General features: G+C 69.8%; 12 protein-coding genes. 7 read left to right on the top strand and 5 right to left on the bottom strand.

Going from position 1 to position 10,591, the window contains the following annotated elements:
* Positions 1–1,062 precede the first annotated feature (1,062 nt).
* Both ACFVGW_RS35610 and ACFVGW_RS35605 read left to right on the top strand, forming a co-directional pair.
* Positions 1,063–1,875 carry a ParA family protein gene (locus ACFVGW_RS35610; RefSeq protein ID WP_375852391.1) on the top strand — a complete coding sequence of 271 codons (813 nt, stop codon included), beginning with the start codon at positions 1,063–1,065 and terminating at the stop codon, positions 1,873–1,875.
* Positions 1,872–2,318 carry a hypothetical protein gene (locus ACFVGW_RS35605; RefSeq protein WP_375847184.1) on the top strand — a complete coding sequence of 149 codons (447 nt, stop codon included), beginning with the start codon at positions 1,872–1,874 and terminating at the stop codon, positions 2,316–2,318. Before ACFVGW_RS35610 ends, ACFVGW_RS35605 begins: the two co-directional genes overlap by 4 nt.
* A gap of 131 nt (positions 2,319–2,449) precedes the next feature.
* Here ACFVGW_RS35605 and ACFVGW_RS35600 read toward each other — a convergent pair whose 3' ends face one another.
* The 5 genes from ACFVGW_RS35600 to ACFVGW_RS35580 all read right to left on the bottom strand — a co-directional run bounded on the left by ACFVGW_RS35600 (position 2,450) and on the right by ACFVGW_RS35580 (position 4,966).
* Positions 2,450–2,620, bottom strand: coding sequence for a hypothetical protein (locus tag ACFVGW_RS35600; protein WP_375847185.1), 171 nt, complete (start codon positions 2,618–2,620; stop codon positions 2,450–2,452).
* 110 nt (positions 2,621–2,730) lie between these two features.
* Entirely contained in the window at positions 2,731–3,282 is a 552-nt protein-coding gene (gene tpg, locus ACFVGW_RS35595; protein ID WP_375847186.1) for a telomere-protecting terminal protein Tpg, read from the bottom strand.
* Between the two features lie 13 nt (positions 3,283–3,295).
* A complete protein-coding gene (locus tag ACFVGW_RS35590; protein WP_375847187.1) occupies positions 3,296–4,216 on the bottom strand; it encodes a hypothetical protein in 921 nt (306 codons plus the stop codon).
* Between the two features lie 230 nt (positions 4,217–4,446).
* The gene (locus tag ACFVGW_RS35585) at positions 4,447–4,710 is read right to left on the bottom strand and encodes a hypothetical protein (RefSeq protein WP_375847188.1); all 264 of its coding nucleotides are present in this window, start codon (positions 4,708–4,710) and stop codon (positions 4,447–4,449) included.
* Between the two features lie 4 nt (positions 4,711–4,714).
* Positions 4,715–4,966 (bottom strand): hypothetical protein, encoded by a 252-nt coding sequence (locus tag ACFVGW_RS35580; protein ID WP_376085935.1) that lies wholly within the window; start codon positions 4,964–4,966, stop codon positions 4,715–4,717.
* Between the two features lie 128 nt (positions 4,967–5,094).
* On the opposite strand from ACFVGW_RS35580, the gene ACFVGW_RS35575 reads away from it, so the two are divergent.
* The 5 genes from ACFVGW_RS35575 (at position 5,095) to ACFVGW_RS35555 (ending at position 9,681) form a co-directional block, all read left to right on the top strand.
* Complete coding sequence (locus tag ACFVGW_RS35575) at positions 5,095–5,271, top strand: hypothetical protein (protein WP_376085933.1); 177 nt, start codon at positions 5,095–5,097, stop codon at positions 5,269–5,271.
* A 152-nt stretch (positions 5,272–5,423) separates the two neighbouring features.
* Positions 5,424–5,582: a hypothetical protein gene (locus tag ACFVGW_RS35570; RefSeq protein ID WP_375847191.1), complete on the top strand. Its 159-nt coding sequence runs from the start codon at positions 5,424–5,426 to the stop codon at positions 5,580–5,582.
* Positions 5,579–6,790, top strand: a complete 1,212-nt coding sequence (locus tag ACFVGW_RS35565; RefSeq protein WP_375852390.1) for a hypothetical protein — start codon at positions 5,579–5,581, stop codon at positions 6,788–6,790. Before ACFVGW_RS35570 ends, ACFVGW_RS35565 begins: the two co-directional genes overlap by 4 nt.
* Positions 6,787–6,987 carry a hypothetical protein gene (locus ACFVGW_RS35560; RefSeq protein WP_375847193.1) on the top strand — a complete coding sequence of 67 codons (201 nt, stop codon included), beginning with the start codon at positions 6,787–6,789 and terminating at the stop codon, positions 6,985–6,987. Before ACFVGW_RS35565 ends, ACFVGW_RS35560 begins: the two co-directional genes overlap by 4 nt.
* 360 nt (positions 6,988–7,347) lie before the next feature.
* Positions 7,348–9,681, top strand: a complete 2,334-nt coding sequence (locus ACFVGW_RS35555; RefSeq protein ID WP_375847194.1) for a type IV secretory system conjugative DNA transfer family protein — start codon at positions 7,348–7,350, stop codon at positions 9,679–9,681.
* Positions 9,682–10,591: the final 910 nt, after the last annotated feature.

Here is a 10,591-nt window from a genome sequence, read left to right as displayed (position 1 = left end):
CACGGCGTCGAAACCGGTGTGCAGAATGGCGGTGTTGGCCTTGGACGTTCCGTCTCCGACGTCGCCGGACGCCTCGACCAGCGCCACCCGCGGAGCGGGTAAGGGGCATAGCTGCGCTATGCCCCTGTACACATCGCTGCGCTCTGTGACGAGACGATGCGTGCCGCTTCGCGGCCCGCCGTCCGGCGCCGTTGCCGCTTTGCGGCAGGCGCGGCGGTGCCGGTGATGGGGGAGGGGGACTACTAGAGAACCGGCAATTCTGGGTCCCCCTTGGTACAAACTGGAGGGCGTTTTCGCAGGTCAGAGGTGGGGGACCCTACCGGCAATCTCGGGTCCCCCTTGGTACAAAATTGTGGATGACGAGGGGCTCGAAACTGGTGTTTTCGCAGGTCAGGAGGGGGGGACCCGAACCGGCAATTCAGAGTCCCCTTACCGGCCAGTAGGCCCCGGAATTGTGCGATCCAGGTGCGATCCGCGTGCGTTTCGATGTGCGTTTGCCCGTTGCCTGTGGATAACTCGGGACTTCGGGGGGGGGGGGGGACTTTGAGTTGCCGGTTCGGATCCTGCGTCCGGGCGTGGTGCGGTGAATCGGGGTGCCGGTGTTGGGGGTGGCACCTACGCTCGATGGCTCGGTGATCACGGGCGGGGGTGCGTGATGGGAGATCGGGAGCGGGACGAGGCGCACGCGTTCGCGGTGACGGTGGGTCTGCTGCTGCTGATCGGGGGCGTGCTGCTGATGCGTCAGCTATGGGGGGTATGGGCTGCTTTCGCTCTGGCTGCGGCTCCGGTGCTGGCGTGCTACCTCGGGCCGCCGATCGCCCGCGAGGTAGCCGTGCGCCGATTCGCTCGCCAGCTGCGCCGCAGATAGGCCTGAGAGCCCCTCAGCGCTCCCCCGGCGGCCCCACCTGTCGGGAGGTGAGGTGCGGGGGCGTCAGCGAGGCGCACAGCGGCCCGCGGTGAAAGGGCCGGCTGACGCTTCGGGCGGGTCCGCCCGAAGCGAGGGCGCTCTGGTGGTGTACTTCCGGGGTACGGAAGTGCCGGAGTTACAGAGTTCGGAGGTTGATGGTGGGACGCAGCAGACGCGTGGCAGCGGGCAATAACAAGGGCGGGGTGGGCAAGAGCGCGTGGGTGGTGAACACGGCGGCGGCGCTGGCGGATGCCGGGCGCCGGGTCCTGGTGGTGGATCTGGATCCGCAGGCGAACACCTCGCGGCGGCTGGCGCGGCCCTACCGGGTGGACCAGGCCGCCACGGTCTCGGTGAGCGAGGTGGTCCGCAGCGGGCAGGCTGGCGCGGCGGCGGACGGAATCGTGCCGTGTGGCTGGGAGGGGCTGTACGGGATGCGGATCGATGTGCTCCCGGCCCGCTTCGATCTGGAGAACCGCATCGCGGAAGCGGCGGTGATGGGCGCTCGCGGGCGGCTGGCGCGCGCTTTGGAGGGGGTTGATGAGGCGCACGACGTGACGCTGATCGACTGCCCGCCCTCGCTGGGGCACCTGACGCAGCTCGGCCTCGCCGCGGCTGACTGGGCGGTTGCCCTGGTGGAGCCGGAGTACGACGGGGTGGAGGGCGCCACCCGCTTTCGGGACTTCGTCCAGGATCCGCAGACGCTCGCCGAGCTGGCGAACGCGGAACTGCGGTTCCTCGCGGCGATCCCCTCCAAGGTCGATGGGCGGCTGGCCGGCCACGCGCACCACCTCACGAGCCTGCCGGCCATCTTCGGGCCGGATCGGGTCTGGGACGCGATTCCGGAGCGATCGGTGGTCAAGGACGCGGCGGACGAAGGCATGCCGCTGTCCGCTCTGGGCGCCCGGGGCAAGGAGATGCGCGACGTGTACGCGGCGGGCGCCGAGCGGCTGTGGAAGGCGATCGCATGACCCGGATCAAACGCTCCACGGTGCCGTCCGAGTCACCGATCCGTCAGCCATTGGTGCCAGAGGTCGAACAGCTGGTGGGCAGCATCTCCGCTCCTGAACAGCCAAAAGCCGAGCCAACTTCGGAACTCCCGGACTCCCGGACTTCTGAAGTTACAAAGTCCGAGAGTTCGGAAGTCTCGGACTCTCAGGGTTCGGCAGACGGGCCGAAGTGGCAGAGCCTGGAGCGCAAGGAGACGCGTCTGCGGACGGACCAGCTCGCCGAGCTGGCGGCACTGCGCCGCAGGGTGTCCGGGCAGCGCCGGAACCGCTCGGAGATCATCACGGACAACACCTTGATCCGGGTTGCGGTCGACCTGCTCCTGACGCGCGCCGGACGGCTCCGCGGGGACACGGAGGCCGAACTCCTCGCCTCGCTGGCCCCGCGCCGCCGGACTCAGGACTGACAGACTCCCGCAGTTCCGGACTCTGTAAGTCTGGTGGGTCGGGGTGCAGAGCTGTCGCCAATTGGCGACGATGGGGGGACCTGCGATGAACCGGGGCCCGCACGACGGTGCGGGCCCCATCCTTGTTCCGTCTACCGGTCCTGCTCGTTGAACAGCCGGTCCTCATGGCGCCAGCGCTGCCGCATCACCGGCCCAGAGAGCACCGCATAGACCATGGTGGCGGTCGCGAGGTAGACCGCCGCATCGACCGGCCAGGGGTACCGGCCCCCGGCCGCGAGGGCCAGGGTGAGTACCACGAGCACGGCGGCCGCCGTGGGCAGTGCCCACGGGGCGAGCTTGCACCAGCGGCACCGGCACTGTGCGGTCTGCCTCGTGCTGTCGGCCGGCGCTTCAGCCGGCTCTCCATCTGTGCTCACAGCTCCCCCAGCTCGATGTAGTCGACATCGGTGAGCGTTACGTCGAGTCCTTGAGCGCGGCGGCCCCGGTCCTGGAAGTACGAGTACCCCAGCCCCTGCCCGACCAGCTCTTGCAGCTGCTCCTCATCTCCGGAGCGCCACGCCTCCCAGATCCTCCCGCTCACGTCCGGCGGCAGCGTCTCGGTGATCCGCCGCATCCGGCCGTCGTCGGTGGTGCCAGGCGCGGCGGTGAACCCGAACCGCGCCCGGGTCTCCACCACCAGGCCGTCCCGGGCGGAACGGCGCTGTGCCTCGGCGGTGACCCGGGGCTGCCAGTCGCGGGCCGCCTCCCGCTCCAGTGCGGCGGCACGCTTGCCGGTCGGCTGCTGCTCGCCCTTCGCCCAGCGCTGGACGGTGCGCTGGCTGACGCCCAGCCGGTCAGCCACGGCGCGGGTGCTGCCCTTCTCGCGCTTGAGCAGGAACCGCAGCCGAGCCCCTGCGGACTTCGGCAGCGGGCGCGTCCACGCTGCCTGTGCGGCGCGACTGAGCGCGTCTCCGATGATCCCCATGTCCGTCTCCCCCTCAGAACGGTGCAGGTGCTGCTGCCTGGCGGCAGTCTCGGCAGGTGCTCACTCCGGCCACGCCCCGAACGGCACGCCCGCAGTTCCCGGCGCAATCCACGATCGCCAGCGGGCCCCGTCCGCCAGTCACCTCCTGCGCTGTGGCGACCGGCGGCTCTCCCCGGACCGGCAGCAAGGACTGCGCGAGCGCGTACGGGTGGCTGACGTGCTCGGTCGGCGGGATGCGATCGAGTCGGCCCAGTAGCTCGGCGGCCGTCCAGCCGTTGGTCATCAGGTGGGCGATGTGGCGCCGGGTGCGCTCGTGCTGAGCGTCGGTCAGTCCAGCCAGCCACCAGACCTGATCCATCAGGTCCACGGCCGCGCCCTCCGCCCAGGGCAGGTCTGCCCACTCCTCGGGCACGTCGGGCAGGCGGATCAGGCCGGACAACAGGGTGTAGCGGTCCGGCAGTCCCCGGACCCGGCCGCGCCGGTCCCAGCGCACCAGCTGGTCATCCTCCAGGTGCCCCCGGTGGGTGCGCAGGGTGCGCACGCTGATCCCGAGGGCCCGGGCCAGATCCTCCTGCCGCTCCTGCCCGGTCCAGTCGGCACCGGCATGGAGCGCCAGCGCGGCCAGCAGACGGCAGCAGGTGCGGTCGCGGGTCTGGATGGACGCGGCCCACTCCGCAGGGCTCGGCGAGGTGGGCAGGGGGCGGGCCCGGCCGACGCTGGCGCCCGGCAGAGGCGTCCGGCGGTCCACATCAATGCGCCCAGCGGTGACCAGCTCGGTGAGGTGGCGGCGCAGGACGCGCGGCACCAGCCCCACACGCTCCGCCAGCACGGCAGCGGGCAACGAGGTACCGGGGGCAGTGGTCAGTTCGTGCTCAACCAGCTCGCCGAAAATCCGGCGGCAGGACGCGCAGTCATCAGGTGACGGGTGCGCCATGTGGGGCCTCTCTCTGGCCCGCCCGGTGTCCGGTCGAAAAACCGACCGCTACACTCAGAACGAGCCTTGGCAAGGGCCAGCGGAAAGCCGTTCACCTCCGAGAGCGCCAACTCTCGGGCAACTGGTGGGTGGCTTTTCTGCTGTCTGTCTGGATCTTGTGCGGGACAGGCTACGCCCAGTCAGGGCGTCGCCGGGACGCGGATTCCGCGTACTGAAATAACGCTCGGGTCTCAGTCGGTCTGTAGCGGGATTGACGAGTCCTGGTTGAGGTCCTGGTGCAACTCGTCGGCGGCGTCTGCGATCCATCGCGCCAGGTCTGCGGCCCGCAGGTACTGACTCCCCCGCAGGCTCGCGGTGGGGACCGTGGCCCGCAGGTCGCGGCCCAGCGCGCTGAGCTGGTCAATCACACCCAGCACCTCTGCGAGCGACGCGTCCCCGGCGAACGGCAGGTCGGCATGCCCGGGGGGAGCCACATTGTGTCGCTGGTAGTCCATCTGGTCAGACACCCCCCTTGCCGCCCTTGAGCTTGGGCAGGCCCGCCTCATCGAACCAGCCGTAGACAACGGCTGTGCTCACCTTGCTGAGCTGCTGAATGCGGGAGCGCGGGGCATCGATTCGCGCGGCCGCAAGGGCGGCTTCCTTGATCTGTGGCAGTAGCGCCTTGGCGTCGGCGAGCAGTTGGGCGCGCTGGGTGCCCAGTTCCGCCACGCGCGCCAGCGCCTCGGCCTGCGCTTTCTCGGGAATTTCCATGCTGCACAGCATAGCTCACGCAACGCCCACTGAAGCAGGGTTGTTTACCGAGAAGTTCTGTGTCATGGTTGGCCAGTCGCCAGCCGGACCGGCTGAAACGGCATCAATCGCCATGAAAGGAAATGCACATGAGGATCCGGAAGAGCCCGTCTTCGGCGTCGATCGAGCACAGCCGGACGCAGTCCACTGAGGACCTGCGCTATGAGTACGAGCTGATCAAGCGGACGCGGACCCCGATGGACGTGGACGCGATCGCCGATCAGAACGACATCGCCCGCGAGCTGGAGCGGCGCGGCGAGCTGTAGTCGGCTGGCGTAGCCCGTCGTGCTCCGGCCCATTCGAGCTGGGCCGGAGCACGGCGGAGAGCGCCAGAGACGCTCGGACGGCACGGGCCGGTGTTGGAGCACCGGCCCGCGCCTGAACCACCCACCTGACATGACCAGGAGGGCGATCTGTGATGGATCGTATCGGTGCGCCTGCGGGCGCGATGACATGGGCGGACACCGCCACGGAGGGCGCGGCCGAGGGCGCGATGCGGCGGGCGCGGGAGGCGGCCGAGGCCGCTGAGCGGGCGCGGCGGGCGGCCGAGGCGCTGCGGTCGGGCGGTGCCCGATGAAGCCGCAGACGCGTACGGAGACGGTGACCCGGCAGGGCCGGGCCCACACGGTGGTGCGGCCGGCGGAACAGCCGGCTGTCCCGCGGGACTGGGATCTGATGCTGCTGCGCGGTGAGCTGGCGCTCGCCGGGCTGCTGTCCCTGGTGACCGTCGTGTGGTCCACGTACTCGATCGGTGACCTGCTGGGCGGCTCGTGGGCCGCGTACGGCGGCGCGATCACATTCGATGTGGCGTGGCTGGCGGTGCAGGGAATGGAGTGGCTGGCCCGCTACCAGCCCGACCGGCGCGGCCGGGCCCGGAGGGTGGGCCTGGCGCTGCTGGCGGTGTCCGTCGGTGCCATCACCTACCACGGCCATCTGCATGGGGCGCTGGCACAAGGCGCGTTTGGTGCCGGGATCGCGCTGGGCGCCAAGCTGCTGTGGAGCACGGTGCTGTCGCATCTGGTCTGTGAGCTGGACCCGGACACGCAGGCCTGGGTGGACGCGGAGCACCGCGAGGCGCACGCGATGCTGGCGACCGCGACCGTGCACCGGACCTCGGAGCGGGCGCGTGGGCAGGCTGCAGCGCACCGCCGCGCGGTCGAGGTGCAGTACGGCGTCAGCCTCGACGAGCACCAGGTGCAGCGCGTCGACGAGCACCAGGTGCTCGACGTCGAGCCGGAGCCGGAGCCGTGGACGGTTCGGGAGGACGCGGTCAACCGCGCGGTCGTCGACCAGATCCGGGCACGGGCGATCGCGTCCACCTACGGCACCGCCGGGCGCGAGTGGCGCTCGGCCATGGACCAGGCGAACCGCTCGATGATGGCGGCCGTGGACGCGGGCGCCAGCACGGCCACGGTGCTGGAGCAGGTGGAGCGGCACCGCAGCGCCCGCCGGATCTCTGGGGACTCCCCGCGGATGGGCGGATACCCGCAGGCCACAGACGCGGAGACGCCCCCGCCCGTCCGCCCGGTCTCCGGGAACCCCCCGGCGGAGGACGCCGGGCCGGAGGACGACGAGGAGCGGGTGCCCGCGCAGCGTCCGCCCTCGGCCCGCACCCTCACCCACGGGCTGGCACGGGCCGGGATGAGCCCCGAGGCCGTCCGGCAGACCCTGGGCGCGATGGGCATGCAGGTCTCGCCCGCGACCGTCGACCGGTACGTCAGGGAGGCGCGGCAGCAGCCGCAGGCGGCTCCGGCCGCCGAGCCGGAGCAGGGGTGGTACCCGTGACCGGGCCGGAGCCGCAGCGCGGCTACACCGCCTGGGAGACCGCCCAGCTCGCCCTCCTCGTGGGGCGGCTGGCCGCCAAGGGTCACCCAACCCGGGGCATCGACCGGCAGATCGAGGCCGTCAAGGCCCGTGCGGTTGAGCGGGAGGCGCGGCAGGACGCGGAGCGCGAGGAGCGCGCCGCACAGCGCAGGAAGTGACCGACCGGCCGGGCGCCCGCGGGCGCCCGGCCCTTGCTCGGGAGGCCCGATGGCACGCGGCACCGTGACCCCGGCACAGCTCCAGCGGCTGAGCGGACCTGTGGCCGGCCAACTGCTGCTGTGGGACCGAGGGTTGGCGGACACATCACCCAACACCGGCAATACCAGGACAAACAAAACCGGCCCGGCGGACTCTTCCAGCGCCACCCCGGATTCTCGGGTGCCGCCTGTCAGTCCCACCAGCCACGATCGGTAGCAGCGCCCACACAAGGGATCTCACCCGCCCGGCAGGCCAGCGTCCTGGCAGACCACCTGCCGGGCGGGGGTGATCCCCAGACACGGAGCACCAGGGAGCACCACATGAGCATCTACCACCAGGCAGCAGCCGAATCCGGCACCGACCACACCGGCCACCAAACCGGCTTGATCCACGACGCTGTCGCCCTCACCCACGGGCACTGGATGCCCGTGCTCGTGGGCGGCGCGGTCGTCGTGGGCGCGCTGTACGGCATCGGCACCCGCCATCGCGAGGAGAAGGGCAAGCCCGCCGCCAAGGGCAGCCCCGCCAACGCCTTCATTGAGGACACCTTCGAGGGGCTGGCCGTGGTCACCAAGCGCGTCTGCACCCTGTGCTGGCGGTTCCTCACCGGCAAGGAGATGCGCGGCAAGGCGCGCACCAACGCCTCGTTCTGGCGCCCCGGCACCGTGAGCACCGACCCGCTGTCCACGGCCGAGCTGGGCGCCATCGCGCTGCCCGCCGCGGACGCGACCGCCGGCCCCGCCATCGACTGGGACCGGCTAAGCAAGCGGCTGTCGGACATGGCCCGGATGCCGCCGTGGGTCGCGCGGGCGGTCGCGGCCGCGGGCCGGGGTCTGAGCGCCACATGGGCCGCTGTGCGGACCGTGGGCCGGGGGCTGGGCCGCTGGCACCACTGGCGCTACGCCGGGCGCTCAGCGGCCCGCGTGGGCGGGCTGACCACGGCGGCCGGGCTGATCCTGGAACCCGCCTGGACGATCCTCGCGCTCGCGGCCGCGGTGCCGGTCACCCTCGTCACGGCCGGAGCCTGGGGCAAGGGCTACCAGGCCACGGACGCGGAGACCTACGGCCCGGGTCTGTGGGCCTCCCTCACGCAGGTGCTGCGCCTGGGCCAGGAGGACCAGGAGCGCGGGCAGGACTACTGGCTGAGCATCCCGGACGACCTGAGCGCGGAGAGCGCGCGGATCACCATCCGGGTCCCCCTGCACTGGTCCGGCACCGAGGGCGAGCGCAGCCTCATGGCGCAGGCGATCCAGGCCAAGGTGCCCGGTGAGTGGGTCGCCAGCTACCACCTCGCGGGCCGCTCCCCTTACGCACAGTGGTCGCCGAAGCCCGCACCCCGCCCAATGCCCCAGCTGCCCACCCAAGTTGCATGGAAGTCGTCCGGCACGGCCCATAAAGTCTACGTGGGCAAGACGATCGAGGGTTATGAAATCGTCGATCAATTTGTTTTCACGCAAACCGCGACTCCCCATTGGGGCGTGGCCGGTGACACCGGATCGGGTAAATCCACGGTCCTCTACATGGCCGTTGTCCATGCTAGGCAGCACGGAGGGCTCGTAGACATCCTCGACACCAAGGTGAATTCCATGGCCGAGGCATTCGGACAGTCGGGCGTTCGCATCCACACCACCACCCGCGCATGCATCGGCGCCTTCGCGGAATTCCTGGTGTCCATCCTCGCCGCCGAGCAGGCCGTTCAGGAAGGCGCAGACCCGAAACTGCGCGACGAACTGACGCCACGCACGCTCGTGGTGGACGAACTCCCGACGCTGATCCGGTTCGCCTACACCTGGTGGAAGCACGGCATCAAGCAGAAGGGCGCCCCGCCGTTTATCGACTGGTTCACCATCATCCTCATGATGGGCCGTTCCTCGAATCACCGCGTGGTGGTCGGCAGCCAGCAATTCGACAATGCACTGTTCGGCGGGACGATCGGACGCAAGCAGATCGGCACCAAGATTGTGGTAGGCAAGCAGGATATGGTCTCGTGGGGAGTGGCATTCGGACAGAACGCGCCGCGCCTCTCCTACGACACGGAAATCCCCGGCCGCGGAGCCTACGCGGATAAGCGCATGGACCCCGAGGGCGGAGATTACGCGTACGTCCGGGAATTCCAGCCCGCGTACATCACCCCGGAAGTCCGCGAATTGCTGGCAGCGTGCGAAAAGGCGCCCCAATGGTTCGATGACGGGGAAATGGCACCCTGGATCACCCCCGAGGCCCTGGCCGAGGCACAGGAGACCGCAGCCACCACCGAGTTCATGCCCGGCGGGGACTTCGCACCCAAGGTCCCCACGGTTGTCCCGGGCCACGCCAGCACGGGGGTCGGGGTGCCCAGCCCCAGGTCAGAGCCGGGACACGGTGCCTCCGGGACGGCCGAGGGGACAGCGGCCGGGACAGCCGGAGCATCGGCCGGCCTTGCCGCCGAGGTGGCCGAGGACCAGGCGCTGCCGGAGACCTACAGCCTGCGTGAGCACTGCGAGCGCGGCACCCTCCCGTGGGGCTACGAGACCGCCCGCAAGTACCTGCTCCAGCGTTCCGAGAAGCGCGGGATCACCGTTCCCGAAGGCATCAGTGACGGAAAGGTCACCTACTACACCGAGGATGAGCTAAGGGAATGGCTCTGGGAATGGAAAGACAAGACACCCGCGTAACCTGCTGATTTGCACAACGACGGCCCCGGGCTCTACAGTCCGGGGCCGTCGGCATTCCTACCCGAAAGGAAGCGTGAATGTACCTCTCAGACAGCTACCGCCCGCCCTCCTGTGAGGACTGCGGCGGAAGCCGATGCAGCCTATGCGGAAAGCATTACTGCTGCGATGAATGCCCCAACTGCGGAGGCGGCTGCATCTGTGATTGCAACTGCCCCACCCTGCGAGAGGATGACGGAATCTGGTAACCAAATCAAAGCGGCCGGATAAGCCTTTCCATAAGCCCGTAATAATCGTCTTGATAAACTCGTCTGCACGCTGGCAATTCGGGGCGACGGGCATTAGACCAGGTAATTCGGTCAGAGAAATTGCGGGCGGCCCCCTCGAAGGGTCGCCCGCAGTGCGTTTGCCCAGGTCAGCGGGCTGCGAACGCTCAAGAGGCCCAGAGCGGCCAGCCGGTGACCACCCCTCAGAGAGGGTGTGGCCACGATCCACCAACCGTACATGCTGCATCAGGTGTCGATGCCCCCACGTAGCGATCTGTACCCATCTCAGAGCCTCTGACGAGCCGTCTGGACTCATCCCCCCGAGAAGGGGTGAGAAGCCGTCAGCAAGGCATACAGAGCCGCAGCGTGGGGGTGTGGGGTGGCCCAGACTCTATCTAGACTACGTTTTGATGCACACCACCACGGGCAGTCGCAAAGAAGAGCCGCCCGGCCACCCCTCCCCGTAGCCAGCCGCCCGCGTAGCGGGCCCCCAGGGAGGGAGCGAAGCGGACGACCGAACTGGCCAAAGGCCAGTCCTCCCCGCCCGGCCATCGGCCGGGGCTCGGCGCAGCCGAGCAAGTCACCGCGAAGCAGTGACACACCGTCACGAAGTGACGGTCACTGCCAGAGCGCGCAGCGCTCTGAGA

The sequence above is a fragment of the Streptomyces sp. NPDC127129 genome (genome assembly GCF_042671585.1).
Classification (GTDB): domain Bacteria; phylum Actinomycetota; class Actinomycetes; order Streptomycetales; family Streptomycetaceae; genus Streptomyces.
Note: the sequence above shows the minus strand (reverse complement) of the source record. Positions and strands in the feature narration are given on the sequence as shown.